Below are 16,542 nucleotides of genomic sequence, written 5' to 3' on the forward strand. Positions count from 1 at the left end.
CTTTCACGCTTTCACGCTTTCACGCTTTCACGCTTTCACGCTTTCACGCTTTCACGCTTTCACGCTTTCACGCTTTCACGCTTTCACGCTTTCACGCTTTCACGCTTTCACGCTTTCAAAAACGGGCTGTAATTATAGTCGCGTTTTCCTTAAATATGGCACAATAGCGCCGTTAAAACCTCAATATAGGCTGACTTAATGCCCAAGAAACCTAAGAAACCATTGAACGCGGCGGCGGCTTATCGCAAGATGTATCCGTTTATAAAACCATACTGGTTCAGGGCGCTGATCGCAATGGTAGCCACGATTCCGGTCGGCGCTATGGACGCGGCTATCGCGTATATGCTGCGTCCTTACACCGACAGCGTGCTGGTGGAGAAGTCGATCGAGACGCTAACCTATATTCCTATAATAATAGTCGCATTCGGGATCGTTCAGGGCGCGTTTAACTACTTTTCCACCTATATGAACGCGTGGGTGGGCGCAAAAATCACCAACGACCTAAGAATTAAACTATACAATAAACTGTTGTTGCTAGACGCGGCGTTTTACGACAAAAAAAACTCCGGCGACATACAGTTTCGTTTTAATAACGACGCGGGGACGGCTTGTAGCGGTTTAATAGGCAACGTAAAAATAATGGTAACGAGGATATTTTCTACGATCGCTTTATTTGGCGTTATGTTTTATAACTCGTGGCAGCTTTCTATAATAGCCATATTTATCGTTATCGGCGTTTTATATCCGCTTTCAACGCTAAGAAAACGAATCAGTAAGGCTATGGGAAAATCAGTAAGTTACGCTTCTGAATTGATGAAGCATTATAACGAGGCGTTTTTTGGCAATCGAGTAATTAACGCCTATAATCTTCAAGAGAGGCAGGATAAAAATTTCAAAAATATAACGGACGGCATGTTTGCGATGAGCATGAAAATTACGCAAAGAACCAGCGCCTTAACGCCTATCATCCATCTGATCGCCTCTTTTGGCATAGCGGCGGTTATCTGGTACGGCACGCTTTTGATTGTCGACGGAACGATCAGCGCGGGCGCTTTTGTCTCGTTTCTCGCCGCTTTGATGATGCTTTACACTCCGCTAAAAGGCATGGGAGGGACATATAGCAACATTATAATGTCCGTTATGGCTATCGAGCGCGTTTTTGAGATGATGGATATCGAGCCAAGCGTTAAAAACCGCGAAGGCGCCAAAGCGCTTCGCGGCGATATACGATCAATCGAATATAAAGACGTATCGTTTAGCTACGACGGCAAAAGAAAAGCGCTAAGTAATATCAGCGTTAAAATCGACGCGGGAAGCATGATCGCGCTTGTTGGAAATAGCGGCGGCGGCAAATCTACGTTTGTTAGTTTATTGGCGCGTTTCTACGACGTAACTAGCGGCGGTATTTTAATAAACGGAGTAGATATAAGAGATATAGATTTGATATCGTTACGAGAGCATATATCTATCGTATTTCAAGACAACTATCTATTTGACGGCACAGTCCGCGATAATATCACGCTAGGCAAAGAGGCGAGCGACGATGAGATCGCGCGGGCGATCAAAGGCGCTTGTTTAGACGATTTTATAGCCGAATTAAAAGAGGGGCTAAACGCGAAAATCGGCGAAAGAGGCGCGTTGCTTTCGGGCGGACAAAAACAGCGCGTCGCAATCGCTAGAGCGTTTTTGAAGAACTCGCAACTCGTTATTTTAGACGAAGCCACAAGCGCGTTAGATAACAAGTCGGAAGCCGTCGTTCAACAGGCGATCGACAATCTAATGCAAAACCGCACGGTGATTGTGATAGCTCACCGCTTATCTACGGTTAGAAACGCGGACAAAATTATCGTCGTTAATCACGGCAAAATAGCGGAAATTGGAACGCATACCGAGCTTTTAGCGCTAGAAAACAGCGTATATGCCGCGCTTTACAGATCGCAGTTTAAAGAAACAAAGAGCGCTTAACGTGAGGCGCGCGATCTAAAACGCGCGAAACTTATTGGAGACTCGCCGCCGTCTTTTAATATCCGATCGTTTGGCGCGATAAGGAAATATAGATAATTTTCGCGAGTTATTTTTGCGCGGACGCGTTTTTTTGCGAAACTATCGCGAGGACGGACATCTAATTCTTTTGGATTTAACGCCCGCGATCGCGTAAGATTAGCGCTTAGCGACCAACGCGAGGCGAAAACCGATCTTAGGGTCAGAATATGATTTCGGTCGATAATCGCGCCGTGAAACGCGCAAATCGGTTAACTTCCCGCCGTAGTCGCCGCCCCTTACGACGCGATCGCCATTGTAACATTCGTTGATCGGATCGGAGCGCGAAACCTGCGGGTATTCGGCGTAACAGTCTTGAACCCACTCGGCGACGTTACCGCTCGTGTCGTATAGTCCGAAGCCGTTTGGGTTTTTAGCGCCTACGGGATGCGCTCGAGCGCCTGAGTTCGAATCATACCAAGCGTAACCGCCCGCAATCGTTTCGTCGCCCCACGAAAATCGCGTATTCGTTCCGCCTCTCGCCGCGTATTCCCATTGCGCTTCGCTGGGTAGCGCGTATTCGTATTGCGCCCCGCCGATTATTATAACGCCCGCGTCGGCGTTGAGTTTCGCTATAAAACCCTTCGAGTCCGCGACGCTCGCCCAGCTAACGCCCCCAATAGGCTCCGCGCCGCGATCGCCGCCCATAACGGCTCGCCATTCGGTTTTGGAGGTCTCGTAAAACGCGATATAAAACGGCTTTGTAATCGTTACGTCGTTAACTTGACCTTCATTCTCGCTCGATTCAGCGTCGTTCGCGCCCATTTTAAAAGTTCCGGAGTTAATTAAAACCAACTTGATATTTGTCGTTTTATTAACGCAGGTCGGCTCAAAACTCGATAACCTATTGCAATCGATAACGCCGTCTTCGCTATCGTCGTCGGCATAGTTAATATCGTAGGCTTTGCACCCCGCGAAAACGATTAGCGCTAAAACATACGTTAAGCGCGTCAGAGCCTCGCGCCTTGCAAAAACGATTAACGCCAAAATCCGTAAAACCCTCATAATGTTCGACGTTAGCAAAAAAGCTTCCATTTATCGAAACGGCTTGTAAAAACTATGGCGCGCAAGAGAAAGCATAGGACGATCGGCTGGAGAGTCGCCGTAAGCGCGGATTATTTCAAACTCGCTTAGATCGTAACTCTCCTTTACTCGCCTAATCTTCTCTTCGCCTTTGCAGTTTGGCGAGGCTAGGGCGCCCGTAAAACGGTTATCGACTATTTCCGGTTTTGTGGCGATCAGCTTTAGATTCATATTTTCGCACCACTTTTTCAACCAGATTTCGACCGACGCGGAGACGATCGCTATCTCGCACCCTTCGGACTGAAGCCATTTGATCTCTTCGAGCGCTTTGGGGCGGATAATGCGGCTAATGCGATGCGCGGCGTATCGATCCGCAATCGCTAGTAGCTTGTCGTAATCGCTCCCGCCGAAAAAAAAGGCAAGGACGCGCCGCTTAGCCTCCGCGTCCGATATTAAGCGCAAAGCGTATCCGAGTATTACGCCGCCTAATCGCAAAGCGCCGATCAAAAGTCGTTTCTCGCCAACCGCGAAACGAATAAAATCGATCATCGAATCGCGATCGCTAATCGTGCCGTCAAAATCAAAAAGCGCTACAGTTTTCATCTAAATCTAGTCGTCCGCCCCCCGCTCAAACCGGCTATTTTATTATAGCCGCCATAATGGCGCCGGCGGCGCAAAAAGTTTTGTTTTACCAAACGGCGGCGTTTCAATTTCCTGCGGCGGACGCTATTTGTTTAATATCGGAATGCTTTGATTAGGAATAACCGTCGTCGGCAGTTTGCCGTCCCATCTTTCCGCCTCGTAGAGCTTAACGATATTGGCGTTAGTCGCCAAAGCCTTAGCCTTTTGCTCGATCGCCTTGGCTTCAGCGTTTCCTCGCAACACGATCGCTTTGGCTTCCGCCTCGCCCTGCAATACGGTTCTTTTGGCTTCCGCCTCGCCTTGTAGCACCACCTTTTTCGCGTCGGCTTCGGCTTGTAGCACGACCCTCTCGGCGTCGGCTTTCGCTTGCGCCACGTTAGCGTCCGCCGTTCCCTGCGCTTTTACCCGCACCATATCGGCGTTTAGCTTTTCGCGCTCGAGGTTTTGTTTGACTTTTTGCACCTCGACCTCGGCTTGCATACGCTGTTCCACAGAGGCTTCGTAAGCGTCGGAAAAATCCATATTCTCGATATTAAGCGACTCGATGATAATGCCTAGCGGCGTAAAATAGGCGTTTAGGTCCTCTAATATCTGTTTGCTGACAAGATCGCGGTTTTGCACCAGATCGATCGCGGCGTATTTGCCGATTGTGTCCTTTGGCAACGCCATCAGTTTAGGTTCGATTAAGCGATCGCGATAATTAACCCCGTAATCGGAGTAAATCTTGCCCACCTCGCCCGCGTTAAGGTGAAAGTTGATGCTGATAGCCATATCCACGGGTTGCGAATCCTTGCTGTAAGCCTCGATATTTCTCTGGTCTTTTTGCGTTCGCACCTCAAGCTCTTGCACTTTATCGATAAGCGGGACTTTGAAACTAAGCCCCGGCTCCGCTACGGCGCGCACTTCGCCAAAGCGTAACACAATGCCGCGATAACCCTGCTCGATCGTATAAAAACCGGAATATACGAGCATAAGCGCGCATATAACAAGCGCCGCGATCGTAATCGGCTTTCCCGATTTGGCGAGATTGGCAATCTCGTTTGCTCTATTTGCGTTCATTTTATGCTCCTTTTTCCGTTCGCGCGTTGCAAATGCCGCCGTTATATTAGTATAAAATATTAAATTGCGTTCGAGCGCCGCGGCTTAAAAAATGCGCGAAAATCCAAAACCGCGATCTATAATCAAGCGATCACTTTCAAAAAAAGGCTTGCGATGAGCGATCTGACAAAACTGTTGCGCCCGACCTCTATCGATCAAATGACGGGGCAAAAACGGCTGTTAGGCGAAAACGGCGCGTTGAGAAAGCTCGTAGAGGCGAACGCGCTTTTTCACGCTTTCTTTTTCGGTCCGCCCGGCACGGGCAAAACGACGATCGCCAGAATTATCGCAAACGCGAGCGGACGCGTCTGTTTCGAGTTGAACGCCACGAGTTTAGCGGTGGAGGAGTTGCGCGCGATTTTTGAAAGCTCCAAAGGCGCGCTTAGCAAACCGCTAATTTTTATCGACGAAGCGCATAGGTTGAGCAAGAATCGCCAAGAGGTGTTGCTGCCCGTGATGGAGCGCTCCGACGCTATGATTATCGGCGCTTCGACGGAAAACCCGTTTTTCGCGCTTACGGGCGCGATTCGGTCGCGATCGCTGCTGTTTGAGTTTCTGCCGTTGGATCGCGCCGATCTTGAAGTCCTACTCGATCGCGCGCAAGCGCTTGAAAACAAGAGTCTTTCGCCGCAAGCGCGAGAATACCTAATCGCCTCAAGCGGCGGCGACGCGCGAGCGATGCTAAAATTGCTGGAGTTTGGCTGGATCGTAGCCGAAAACGAGCCTTTGAGCGTCGATACCCTAAAGACGATTCGCCAAAGCGCGTTAAACGACGGCGCGAGCGAGGATGAAACGCATTACAATCTTGCCAGCGCGTTGATCAAATCCCTTCGCGGAAGCGATCCCGACGCGGCGATTTACTATCTAGCGCGGCTAATTAGGGGCGGAGAGGATCCGCGTTTTATCGCGCGGCGTATGGTTATCTTCGCGAGCGAGGACATTGGGCTTGCCAATCCTAACGCCGCGACGTTAGCTAGCGCCTGCTTCGAGTCCGTAGCGTCGATTGGAATGCCCGAAAGCCGCATTATCCTGTCGCAAACGGCGATCTATCTTGCGTGTTCGCCTAAGTCCAACACTGCGATCGTCGCTATCGATAGGGCGTTAGACGCGATCGACGGCGGGCTGATTTTAGACGTGCCAAATCACCTTAAAGACGCGCACTACGAGGGCGCGAAAAAGTTAGGGCGCGGACTAACCTATAAATATCCGCACGATTTTGGCGGCTATGTGAAACAGAGCTATACGAGCGCGCCCGTGCATTTTGTCGATCTAAAGCCGATCGCGTATGAAAAAACCGTCGCCCAGTGGCTAGAAAAGCTAAAAGAACTCGATTCGTAGCGCGAAGTTTTGGCTACAATCAAACGCCTTATTATTGTAGAGGGAGAGAAAATGAAATCGGTATGGTTGTGCGCTATCGCGGCGGTTTTTTTTGCGGGTTGCGGCAAGCCGTTCTTGGAAAACGTCGCTAACGCAATAGAGAGCAGGCGCGCGCCTAGCGAAACCCAGATGATCAAGGCGCTAAAAACCGCGCTAAACGACGGCGCGGCAAACGCGGCGAGCGAGCTTGCGAAGGAGGGCGGTTTTAGCAAATCGCCGATATATAAAATTTTTCTGCCGCCCGAAGCGGACGCGATCGTTAATAACGCCAAATTGATTCCGGGCGGCGAGAAACTGATAGACGACGCTATAGCGCGAATCAACGCGGCGGCGGAAAGCGCGGCAAAAGACGCGGCGCCGATTTTCGCTAAAGCGATCGCGGATATGACGATCGCGGACGCGATAGGGATTCTAAAAGGCGGGGACGACGCGGCGACAAACTATTTGCGCGCCCAAACGAGCGGCGAGCTTAAAGCGGCGTTCGCTCCGAAAATAAACGCCGCGCTCGCGAAGCCGATTATCGCGGGCGTTTCCGCGCAAAAATCGTGGGATACGCTAACAAACGGCTACAACAGGGCGGCGAGTTCAATCGCGGGCAAGCTCGCCAAACTAGAGCCGATAAAGACCTCGATCAACGATTTTGTTTTGGATAAGGCGCTTTTCGCGCTTTTTAGCGAAACGGCGAGCGCCGAAGCTAAACTTCGCGCCGATCCGCTTGGAGCTATAGACGCGACGGTTCGCTCGGTGTTTGAATACGCGAAAAACTCGTTGAATAAACGCTGATCGTATCGGCGCCGTCGATCTAGCGCGCCTCGCCGTCCTTTGGCTAAGACGCGCTAAAATTACAACAAAATACCCTACAAAAGACGCGTTATGAAATTCGTTCATCTTCACCTGCATACCGATTATTCTATGCTAGACGGCGCCAATCGCTTAGACACGTTGGCAAGAGCGCTCAAAGCCAAAGGCATGGACGCGGTGGGAATGAGCGATCACGGCAATATGTTTGGCGCAATCGACTTCTACGTCACGATGAAAAAAGAGGGGATTAAGCCTATTTTAGGCATTGAAACCTACGCGCACAACTATGACGATATAGGCGCGAAGGAGCTTGTGAGCGAGCCGTTTAAACAGCGCTTTCACCTCTGCCTGTTCGCAAAAAACGAGCAAGGTTACAAAAACCTGATGAGGCTTTCGAGCGAGGCGTATATGCGCGGGTTTTATTACTATCCGCGCATCAACAAAAAAACGCTCGCGCGCTTTAAAGAGGGCTTGATCGCCTCTAGCGCGTGTCTAGCGGGCGAGATCAACTTTCACCTTAACAAAGCCGCGCAGAAAAACAGAGAGCGGCGCGGCGGCTACGAAAAGGCGCTAGAGGTCGCTAAAAGCTATCAAGATATGTTCGGCGAGGATTTTTATATCGAGCTGATGAGGCACGGGATCGAGGAGCAGCGTTTGATCGACGATCAGATTATCAAGATCGCCAAAACGTTGGGAATAAAGCTGATCGCCACAAACGACGCGCACTACACCGAGCGCAAAAACGCCGACGCGCAGGAAGCGTATATGTGCATTTCAGGCGGCAAGACGCTAAACGATCCAAAACGGCTAAAGCACACGGTCAAAGAGTTTTACGTCAAAAGTCCCGAAGAGATGGCGGCGCTATTTGCGGATATTCCCGAAGCGCTGGAGAACACGGTAGAGATCGCGAACAAATGCGATCTAGAGTTAAGGCTTGTCGATAACAAACGATACTTCCCCACGCCTCCAAACTACAAATTCGCTCGCGCCGTCGCAAAAGAGAACGACGTCGCCTTAGGCGACGAAGCGACATATTCGCACGACAACGACGCGGCTCTATTCGAGGCGCTATGCCGCAAAAAGCTAGAAGATCGGCTTAGGTATATCGACGAGGCTTTGCGTCAGACCTATATAGATCGCTTGGAACACGAAATAGCCGTTATCAAAAAGATGAAATTCGCCGGATATATGCTGATCGTATGGGATTTTGTCAATAAAGCCAAAGCGATGAATATTCCCGTAGGTCCGGGGCGCGGCAGCGCGGCGGGAAGTCTATGCGCTTACGCTTTGGGGATCACCGATATTGATCCGATGAAATACGGCTTGCTATTTGAACGCTTTTTGAATCCGGAGCGCGTTTCGATGCCCGATATTGATATGGATTTTTGTCAGCAGCGGCGATCGGAGATTATTAAATACGTCGTGGAGGCTTACGGCAAGGAGAACGTGGGGCAGGTGATCACCTACAACACGCTTCAGGCGAAAAACGCGATCCGCGACGTGGCGCGAGTGCTGGACGTCTCAATTCCGGAAGCTAACGCGATGGCTAAGCTGATCCCAAAGGTTTTAAATATCACGCTCGCCGACGCGCTCAAAGCCGAGCCAAAACTAAGAGAGCTGATCGATACAAACGCGAACGCGGCAAAAATTTGGAATCTGGCGACGCAGTTAGAAGGGTTAAAGCGCGCGAGCGGCGTTCACGCGGCGGGCGTGGTGATCAGCAACGAGGAGCTGTGGAATAAAGCGCCCGTCTGCTTGCCGCCCAAAGGCAAAAGCGAAGAAAACGACGGCGAAAAGTTTGCTCACGACGTAGTTACGCAATACGACGGACATTACCTTGAAGCGGTCGATCTGATTAAATTTGACTTTCTTGGCTTGCAGAACTTGACCGTCGTCGATCACGCGCTAAGGCTAATTGAAAAATACGCGGGCAAAAAAATCGATTTTAACGCCATGCCGATGGACGATCCTAAAGTCTTCGAGATGATCGCGAGCGGCGAAACGCTGGGCGTATTTCAGATAGAAGGCGAAGGTTTGCAAAACCTTAGCCGCCGCCTCAAACCAAACTGCTTTGAAGACGTCGTGGCTATGGTCGCGCTATACAGACCGGGTCCGCTTGAATCCGGCATGCTTAACGATTTTGTGGATCGCAAACACGGACGCGCTAGAACGGAGTATATGTTCGACGCGTTAGAGCCGATTTTGAAACCTACTTACGGCGTGATCGTCTATCAAGAACAGGTAATGCAGATCGTTCAGGTTATCGGCGGTTTTTCGCTAGGCAAAGCCGATCTGGTGCGGCGCGCGATGGGCAAAAAGAAAAAAGAAGAGATGGAAAAGGTGCGCTTGGAGTTTGCCGACGGCGCGGTCGCAAACGGCTATAACCGCGCGAAGGCTTTGGAGCTATTCGATCTGATCGAGAAGTTCGCGGGCTATGGTTTCAATAAATCGCATTCGGCGGCATACGCGATGATCACCTATCAGACCGCTTATCTTAAACGCTACTATCCGGCGGAGTATATGTCGGCGTTGCTCACATACGACGCGCGCAGGAGCGAAAAGGTGGCTACTTATATCAACGAGGTTAAACGGCTTGGCATCGATTTTGTCCCGCCGAATATCAACCTTTCGCAGATCGACTTCGAGCCGATATACGAAAACGAAAAACCGCGAATCGTCTTCGGGCTTGGAGCGATACGCGGCGTTGGCGAGGTGGCGTTAGAGTATATTATCGAGGCGCGCGCGGCGGCGCTAGGAGGCAAATTTAGCGCGATCAACGAGCTTTTAGCCAATATCGATTCGCAAAAGGTGAATAAAAAGGTTTTAGAGGGGCTTATCAAAGCGGGCGCGTTGGATTGCTTCAACTACTCCAGAAAGGCGTTGCTAAGCTCCATTGAAAATATCGTAAAAGCCGCGCAAAACGCCAATAACATTCGCAAGGAAGCAAGAGGCGGGCTGTTTAACGACGACGCGGAGAAGATGGCTAACGAGGTGGGAGTGGATATTTCGCCGCTGGAGGAGCTTGATCAAAAGACGCTGCTGGAGTTTGAAAAAGAGTCGGTCGGACTGTATATTTCCGGACACCCGTTAGATAAGTTTAAGGACGAATTAAGCGATCTTAAATACACGTCGTGCGAAACGGTTCGTCGCTTTACTAAGGAGGACGGCGACGCGAATGACGACGACGAGGAGCGGGTCGCTACGCAAGATCGCCTAGAGGACGGTTGCGAAACGCTTATGGTAGGCAAAGTTGAAAAGATCGACGGCAAAGTGAGCAAAAAAACCGGCAAAAAGTTTGGCGTCGTCTCTTTCGTCGATCTATCGGGCGCGGCTGAAATCACCATATTTGAGCGCGATATGCAAAAACTGGAGAGCATGGACGCAAACCGCCCCGTCGCTTTCAGCGTTTTGATCGAGAAAAACGACGAGCGCGTTTCTTTGCTGGTAAGACAAGTTATGAGCTTAGAGGAGGCGCGAACGTATAAATCGCCCAAAAGCCGCGAAAATAGAGCGAACGGCGTTTCGTTAAGAGATCGAAACCCTCAACCGCGCTCAATCGTCAAAAGCGAATCAATGATCTTGGAAATCGAGCGCGGCGAGCAGTCGGACGTTTTTGAAAAGCTCTATTCGATTATTCGCGCCAACCCCGGAACGATACCTGTTCGCATTAGAATACGATCCGATCGAAACGATATAGAGCTAACGACCCGCCTTAGCGCGTCCGAAGCGGTGCGCGACGAAGTAGGCAAGATCGGAGTGGCGTATATAGGCTGACAAGCGCAAATTCGCGTAAGAACCGACGTTAAACGCAATGTATTCGCGCCGAAGCGAATAAGATCGTAATTTAAATCGCCGCTATTAAAGACGATATAGACTGATTTCGCGATAGCGATCTATTTTGGGGCAAACCAACAGAGCGAGCCTAGCCGATTGGCGCTAAAATCGCGTTATGATTGATTTTGTCAACGAGACCGATTTTGCTTGCAATCTAACGCCGCTAATCGCGATCGCGCAAAGTTTAAGCGATCGCTCGATAGAGCTAGTTTTAACGGACGACTCGGCTATGCGAGAGATAAATAAAACCGCGCGCGGCGTAGATAAACCTACCGACGTGCTTAGTTTTCCAATAGCCGATTTTCCGCTTGCGCCGCTTGGCTCGGTCGTTATATCGATCGACGCCGCCGTTAAACAAGCGCAAGCCTTGCGCCATAGCGTAGAACTAGAGATCGCCGTTTTGTTTTTGCACGGCGTTTTGCATCTGCTTGGTTTCGATCACGAAATCGACGGCGGCGAGATGGCGCGGCGGGAAACCGAGTTGCGCGAGCGCTTCAATCTGCCCGCCGCGCTGACCGAGCGGTAAAATATCAAAATTAAACGCGGCTTTCGACGCGCTTTAGCTTGCAAGCGGCGCTAACGTTTTGCCCATACCGTCCTCGCGCTAATCACCCCGCCGATTACGGATTGATAGCTGATCTCTTCGGCTTTTAAAACCGCGTTATTATTTAGTCTTTTTGGCGCGTCGGCGGCTCGGACGATTACTAAGTAGCCGTCGATCTCATAGCCCGCCTTAGCGCGGCGAGCGTCGTCAATTCTATATACCGCCTCGCCGTTTTGCAGCGTCTTGTTGAAGCTAAACCCGCTCGGAATAATACATTTTCCAAGCGCGTTGTAAGGGTTTATATCGCCCCAAGACTCTGGCGCTCGCGTCAAAAAGACGTTGTCCGAAACAAATTCCAAACCGCAGGCGTTATAGATTTTCCTATATTCGCTCGCCGCCGCCGACGGCGCGACGGCGTTGGCGATTAGCAATCTTACGATACGGTTGTTTGTTAAACCGGCGTTTTTATACCCTTTGGCTACGCTCGCGCTTCTCGTCAATTCGCGCCATTTTTTAGCTTCGCTAGGGCTGAACGAGGCTTTTTTCCACTCCGCGATCTCGGCTACGGAGATGTAATCCTTATTAAAAGCGCTAAGCCAGCTTCTAGCTTCGTTTATTCCGATACCTCGTTTGATAAACGCTATCGCGGAGCCGCTATCAAATCCCGCGATCGCCCACGGCTTGACTTGCGACGGAGAGAGCTTAGCGTCGATATACGCTTTTGGCGTGCGGCGCGTGCATTTAACGCCCGCGTCCGCCCAAGCCTTAGCGTCCGCAACCGAAAGCCCCTTGCCAATGCAATAATTCCAATCCTCTTCCGCCACCCCGCTTGTCTTTATCGCCGCCCAGACTTTTGGCGAATAACCGCGTTGCTCGGCGCCGATCGCTTCGTTTGGGTCTTTAACGCCCGCGCTAACCCACGCTATCGCTTCCTCTTGCGTAAAACCGCCCCCGTTTTCGCGCTTAGCCGTTCGCCAAGCGTCGATCGACTCGCCCGAAAGCCCCAGCTCTTTTAAACGCTTAACGGCGTTCAGATCGTAGTTTTTTGTTTCGGAACTCGACGAGTCCAGATAATAGCGCCACTCTTTAGGCGCCAGCCGCATTTTTTTTAGCTCTTTGACGGCGCTAGGTTTAAACGCGCCGATACGCGAAGAGGGTATCCTGCTTTTAAGCGCCTCGCTAAGCTCGTTAGGAGTAAATCCGTTTTGCGTCCAAACGTTTGGGGCGTATCCGAATATCATATTATTCGGCATATTTCTATGCGGTTTAGTCCGCTCCGTTTGGCTGTCCTTGTAACTTGGGGCAAATCCGGCTTCCTCCCACGCTCTAGCGCTTTTGGGAGCGACTTCAAGCGCCGCCCATGAGCGCGTGCGCTCGTAATCGTCGGCGCTAAAGCCTTCGTCGAGCCACTCCCGTTCGATCAGCAAAGTAGCGCAACCGCAGAGCAAACACGTAAAAGCCAAAGCCGCCAAAACTTTGATAAATCTCATCGCCGCTCCTTTGGATTTCGATCTATCTCTAAGCGCGGTATTATCGCTAATTTTTTGTTATGCTTTCGCGCTAACAAGGGGTTGAATGCAAAGACGATACTACGGCTACGCCGATTTTATAGCCGATTTAAAAGCGTTGGCGAACAGGTTGAAAACGGAGCGAATCGACTGCCTAATCGCCGTCAGCCGCGGCGGGCTTACGATCGCTCACTTTTTGGCTATGGCGTTAAACGCGCGAAACGTCGCGTTGATTCGCGCCGTAAGCTACGCCGATCGCGAGAAACTATCCGCGCCGAAAATAGAAAACGCGCCCGATTTAAGCGCGGTCGAATATGCGCTGATCGCCGACGAGATTATCGATAGCGGCGAAACCATGAAAGCCGTCTTAAAAGCTCTAAGCGTTCGCTATCCAAAAACGACTTTCAAAACGGCGGTTTTGTTTCAAAAGCCGTCCGCGTCGATCAGAGCCGATTTTTTCGCGCGCGAAAGCGAGGAGTGGATCGACTTTTTTTGGGAGATCGATCCGATCTGTGATAAAGTAAGCGTATGAGAATAACGATTTTTTTAGCGCTGTTTATGGCGCTGATAGGGTGCGCTTCCAAAGAGGAGCGCGCGCTCAAAGAGATAGAGAGAAACGCCGCCGCGCAAACGCCCGCGCCGAAGTTGATTTGGACGGCGCGAGCCGATAAAACGATCGCCGAGTTTGGGCTATCGTCGCTTTTTAGCGCGATCGCCGTAGCGCCGGAGGGAGATCGGCTATTAAGCGGCGATTGGGACGGGCGCGTCTTGCTATGGGATACGGCGAGCGGCAAATTGGAGCGAGAGTTTATCGGGCATTTCGATAAGGTAACGGCGGTCGCTTTTGGCGACGACGGAGCGACTATCTTTAGCGCGAGCGCCGATCGGACGATTAGAGCGTGGGACGCGGCGAGCGGCGGGCAAATTCGCCTATTTTCAGGGCATTTCAAACCAATCGCCGCGATCGCCGTTAGCGCCGATACGTTGGTTAGCGCCGACGTCGGCGGCGTTATTCGTATCTGGAACGCAAAAACGGGCAGGCTAATACGCCAAATAGCGGACGGGCGTTTCGCGATTAGCGCGATCGTCGCGGCGCAAGATCGCGTTATTCGTTGCGGCGCGGACGGATTGATCAAGATTTATAGCCTCAAAAATGGGAAACTGATAAAAACGCTCAAAGGGCACAAAGGGCGGGTCTATACAATCGCGGCGGCAAACGGCGAAATCTATTCGGGAGGCGCGGACGGAACGATCCGCGTTTGGAATCTCGCGAGCGGCGCTCAAAAAGCGGTTTTAAGAGCGCCTGCCCCCGTTCGCGCGATCGCGGTCAAAAACGGCTCGCTCGCCAGCGGCGGCGACGATATGATCGCGCGTTTTTGGGATTTGGCAAGCGCTAAAGAAACGCACAGTTTTCAAACGAACGCCGGCGGCATAAACGCTCTTGCGTTCAAAGGCAATCTGATCGTCTCCGCTTCGTCGAAACTGCAGCTTTTTAGCGCGATCGATCCGAATAAAATTAGTTTTGACGAGATCGTAAAAAAGGCGGATATATTAGCCGCCCGCAATGGCGACGGCGGCGCTTCGCGCGAATACGCGAACGAAAAACGGCTTGCCGCGCTAGAAAAGGCGCTTTCTATCTATTGGGGCGATCCGCGTTTAACCGATCTGGTCTATAGCGACGAAAATCAAAGCGTTTCAGGTTTTATCAGATCGCTTTACGGCGATTTTTCGCGCCAGATCGAGTTTCAGATCGCGCAAGACGACGCTTTCGAGCTGTTTTATAACCCCTCTTACGATCCCAGCGCGGCATTTACAATACAAAGCGGCGCTCTTGTATTGGAGGAAATTACGATTAAAGACGCGTGGGGCGAAAGGACGCTCGCCAAGATAATAGACGGCGAGATCGCGCCGCCGCTTGTCCTGACTCCTTTGGATTCTGGCGGCGCGGGAATGTAAATTGGGGGACGCTTTGCGGTTTAGGGCGAACGCGGCGATAGCGGTTATAAAGAAGCGCGTATGATCGTATGCGGAATTGACGAGGCGGGACGAGGTTGTTTAGCCGGTCCTATGGCGATGGCGGGCGCGATTCTTAAAACGGCGATCGAAGGGCTAAACGACTCCAAAAAACTAAGTCCAAAAAGACGCTTTGAATTGGCGGAAACGATTAAAGAGAACGCGATCTTTCATATCGTTATGTTTAGCGCCGCGGAAATCGACGAAAACGGCTTGAGCGCCTGCCTACGATCGGGGCTAGTCGAGATCAAAGCCTCAATTAAAGCCGATCGGTATCTATACGACGGAAATTGCGCCTACGGCGTTTCGGGGATAGAAACGCTCGTAAAAGCAGACGCGAGCGTAGCGGAGGCGTGCGCGGCGAGCATACTCGCCAAAACCGCCAAGGATCGCGCCCTGTTGTCGCTTGCCGAAAATTACCCTCAATATGGTTTCGCGAGTCATCAAGGTTACGGCGTAAAAGCGCATCTAGCGGCGATCGACAGATTCGGTTTAACGCCCTTTCATAGAAGAAGTTTCAAACGCCGCGTAACGAGCGGCGCTATTGATCTTTTTGGGCAAAATCGCTAAAGTATGTCGTTTATAAAGCGGAGGTTACAAGTATGATCTTGCGTGTGTGGAGTTTGCCGATAACGTTGGCGCTCGGTCTGAACGCGGGTTGGGTGATCGAAGAGGCGACAAGTTACGGCGTCGGCGAGAAATCTTTTAATCGTATTACAATAGATTCTCAACATTACAAAAGTCAAAATAGAGGCGAAGCGCTGATTATCGATCTGGAAAAAGAGACGGTGTATTTTGTGCGCGATAGCGACAAAAGCTATTTCGGCGGGCGCGTTGACGATGTTGTGGCGCAGTTGCGCAAAAGCGCTATGAGCGAAATGAACGAGGAGGAAAACCTTTTTGAAGAGGAGAGCGGCGGCGTAGAGGAAGACAAAGCGATCGAGATAAAAAAACTAGCGGGACGAATCGAATCAAGCGGTTTTATAGGCGAAAGGTATCAGATTTTTGTAAACGGGGAGTTCAAAAAAGAGATGTTTATCGCGCCAAAACTGACCGCCAACAACGAAATTGATCTAAAAAAATTAAACGAAATCATGTTGTGGCTGAGCGGATCGTTTACGCCCGGCGCGAAAAAATACATAGAGCTTGACGACAAGTATATAAGTCTGATCAAGCAAGGCTATCCGATCAGAACGGCGGAACACGATCCAAGCGGCGGATTGATACTAACGATCGTCGTAAAAGCGGAGCAAAAGAGCGTCGCCCGCGACGAGTTTGCGCTCCCTAAAGATTACGCGAGGGTAAGTTCCGAAGACTTTTACAGACCGCTAGAGTAGCAAGCGGATAGCTCAAGCCGTTTATTTCGTCGCTCGCGCGGCGTTTAATGATTTGGCGCGTCTTTTGAAGTCCGCCGCGCGGCGTTTGCCTGCAATCAAACCAAAAAGCGAACCCATTGGCTGGGTCTTTTATTGCGAAGTAGTTAACTTTTTTACTTTCGCTCCGATATAGAGTTACATTTCTTGAATAGGAGCCTCAAATGCCGGGTTTTATTATAAACACCAATATCAAAGCGTTAAACGCCCAAGTTAACGCGGACAGCGTTCAAAGAGCGTTAAGCTCTTCGTTAGAAAAGCTCTCAAGCGGTCTAAGAATCAACAAATC

The 16,542-nt window shown here is 50.8% G+C and carries 14 protein-coding genes; 10 read left to right on the forward strand and 4 right to left on the reverse strand.

Annotated features, from left to right (window positions below; all coding sequences use genetic code 11):
• Window positions 1-198: 198 nt before the first annotated feature.
• Window positions 199-1,965, forward strand: a complete 1,767-nt coding sequence (locus LBF86_08725; GenBank protein MDR0665584.1) for an ABC transporter ATP-binding protein/permease — start codon at window positions 199-201, stop codon at window positions 1,963-1,965.
• 195 nt (window positions 1,966-2,160) lie between these two features.
• Here LBF86_08725 and LBF86_08730 read toward each other — a convergent pair whose 3' ends face one another.
• The 3 genes from LBF86_08730 to LBF86_08740 all read right to left on the reverse strand — a co-directional run bounded on the left by LBF86_08730 (window position 2,161) and on the right by LBF86_08740 (window position 4,764).
• Window positions 2,161-3,075 (reverse strand): formylglycine-generating enzyme family protein, encoded by a 915-nt coding sequence (locus LBF86_08730; GenBank protein MDR0665585.1) that lies wholly within the window; start codon window positions 3,073-3,075, stop codon window positions 2,161-2,163.
• Window positions 3,076-3,666 carry an HAD-IB family hydrolase gene (locus LBF86_08735; protein ID MDR0665586.1) on the reverse strand — a complete coding sequence of 197 codons (591 nt, stop codon included), beginning with the start codon at window positions 3,664-3,666 and terminating at the stop codon, window positions 3,076-3,078.
• A gap of 123 nt (window positions 3,667-3,789) precedes the next feature.
• Window positions 3,790-4,764 carry a hypothetical protein gene (locus tag LBF86_08740; GenBank protein ID MDR0665587.1) on the reverse strand — a complete coding sequence of 325 codons (975 nt, stop codon included), beginning with the start codon at window positions 4,762-4,764 and terminating at the stop codon, window positions 3,790-3,792.
• 153 nt (window positions 4,765-4,917) lie between these two features.
• On the opposite strand from LBF86_08740, the gene LBF86_08745 reads away from it, so the two are divergent.
• The 4 genes from LBF86_08745 (at window position 4,918) to ybeY (ending at window position 11,341) form a co-directional block, all read left to right on the forward strand.
• Window positions 4,918-6,141, forward strand: a complete 1,224-nt coding sequence (locus tag LBF86_08745) for a replication-associated recombination protein A (GenBank protein MDR0665588.1) — start codon at window positions 4,918-4,920, stop codon at window positions 6,139-6,141.
• Between the two features lie 51 nt (window positions 6,142-6,192).
• A complete protein-coding gene (locus tag LBF86_08750) occupies window positions 6,193-6,963 on the forward strand; it encodes a DUF4197 domain-containing protein (protein ID MDR0665589.1) in 771 nt (256 codons plus the stop codon).
• Window positions 6,964-7,053: 90 nt separating this feature from the next.
• On the forward strand, window positions 7,054-10,755 hold the full coding sequence (dnaE, locus tag LBF86_08755; protein MDR0665590.1) for a DNA polymerase III subunit alpha: 3,702 nt from the start codon (window positions 7,054-7,056) through the stop codon (window positions 10,753-10,755).
• Between the two features lie 175 nt (window positions 10,756-10,930).
• Window positions 10,931-11,341, forward strand: coding sequence for an rRNA maturation RNase YbeY (gene ybeY, locus LBF86_08760; GenBank protein MDR0665591.1), 411 nt, complete (start codon window positions 10,931-10,933; stop codon window positions 11,339-11,341).
• A 50-nt stretch (window positions 11,342-11,391) separates the two neighbouring features.
• Here ybeY and LBF86_08765 read toward each other — a convergent pair whose 3' ends face one another.
• Window positions 11,392-12,849 (reverse strand): hypothetical protein, encoded by a 1,458-nt coding sequence (locus tag LBF86_08765; protein ID MDR0665592.1) that lies wholly within the window; start codon window positions 12,847-12,849, stop codon window positions 11,392-11,394.
• Window positions 12,850-12,934: 85 nt separating this feature from the next.
• Between LBF86_08765 and LBF86_08770 the strand changes: the two genes are divergently transcribed.
• From LBF86_08770 to LBF86_08790, 5 genes are all read left to right on the forward strand, one after another.
• A complete protein-coding gene (locus LBF86_08770; protein ID MDR0665593.1) occupies window positions 12,935-13,399 on the forward strand; it encodes a phosphoribosyltransferase in 465 nt (154 codons plus the stop codon).
• Window positions 13,396-14,823, forward strand: a complete 1,428-nt coding sequence (locus LBF86_08775) for a WD40 repeat domain-containing protein (GenBank protein MDR0665594.1) — start codon at window positions 13,396-13,398, stop codon at window positions 14,821-14,823. Before LBF86_08770 ends, LBF86_08775 begins: the two co-directional genes overlap by 4 nt.
• Window positions 14,824-14,883: 60 nt before the next feature.
• Entirely contained in the window at window positions 14,884-15,450 is a 567-nt protein-coding gene (locus tag LBF86_08780; GenBank protein MDR0665595.1) for a ribonuclease HII, read from the forward strand.
• Window positions 15,451-15,482: 32 nt separating this feature from the next.
• The gene (locus tag LBF86_08785) at window positions 15,483-16,217 is read left to right on the forward strand and encodes a DUF4412 domain-containing protein (GenBank protein MDR0665596.1); all 735 of its coding nucleotides are present in this window, start codon (window positions 15,483-15,485) and stop codon (window positions 16,215-16,217) included.
• 200 nt (window positions 16,218-16,417) lie between these two features.
• A partial coding sequence (locus LBF86_08790) for a flagellin (protein MDR0665597.1) occupies window positions 16,418-16,542 on the forward strand: 125 nt, incomplete at its 3' end.

It is taken from the genome of Helicobacteraceae bacterium (assembly GCA_031258155.1).
Taxonomy (GTDB): Bacteria; Campylobacterota; Campylobacteria; order Campylobacterales; family SZUA-545; genus JAIRNH01.

What these genes read in the sequence shown, in the direction of transcription:
- LBF86_08770 (MDR0665593.1), top strand. Translation starts at nt 12,935, where the DNA reads ATGCAAAGACGATACTACGGCTACGCCGATTTTATAGCCGATTTAAAA.
- LBF86_08740 (MDR0665587.1), bottom strand. Translation starts at nt 4,764, where the DNA reads ATGAACGCAAATAGAGCAAACGAGATTGCCAATCTCGCCAAATCGGGA.
- LBF86_08780 (MDR0665595.1), top strand. Translation starts at nt 14,884, where the DNA reads ATGATCGTATGCGGAATTGACGAGGCGGGACGAGGTTGTTTAGCCGGT.
- LBF86_08785 (MDR0665596.1), top strand. Translation starts at nt 15,483, where the DNA reads ATGATCTTGCGTGTGTGGAGTTTGCCGATAACGTTGGCGCTCGGTCTG.
- LBF86_08735 (MDR0665586.1), bottom strand. Translation starts at nt 3,666, where the DNA reads ATGAAAACTGTAGCGCTTTTTGATTTTGACGGCACGATTAGCGATCGC.
- dnaE (MDR0665590.1), top strand. Translation starts at nt 7,054, where the DNA reads ATGAAATTCGTTCATCTTCACCTGCATACCGATTATTCTATGCTAGAC.
- ybeY (MDR0665591.1), top strand. Translation starts at nt 10,931, where the DNA reads ATGATTGATTTTGTCAACGAGACCGATTTTGCTTGCAATCTAACGCCG.
- LBF86_08725 (MDR0665584.1), top strand. Translation starts at nt 199, where the DNA reads ATGCCCAAGAAACCTAAGAAACCATTGAACGCGGCGGCGGCTTATCGC.
- LBF86_08745 (MDR0665588.1), top strand. Translation starts at nt 4,918, where the DNA reads ATGAGCGATCTGACAAAACTGTTGCGCCCGACCTCTATCGATCAAATG.
- LBF86_08775 (MDR0665594.1), top strand. Translation starts at nt 13,396, where the DNA reads ATGAGAATAACGATTTTTTTAGCGCTGTTTATGGCGCTGATAGGGTGC.
- LBF86_08765 (MDR0665592.1), bottom strand. Translation starts at nt 12,849, where the DNA reads ATGAGATTTATCAAAGTTTTGGCGGCTTTGGCTTTTACGTGTTTGCTC.
- LBF86_08750 (MDR0665589.1), top strand. Translation starts at nt 6,193, where the DNA reads ATGAAATCGGTATGGTTGTGCGCTATCGCGGCGGTTTTTTTTGCGGGT.
- LBF86_08730 (MDR0665585.1), bottom strand. Translation starts at nt 3,075, where the DNA reads ATGGAAGCTTTTTTGCTAACGTCGAACATTATGAGGGTTTTACGGATT.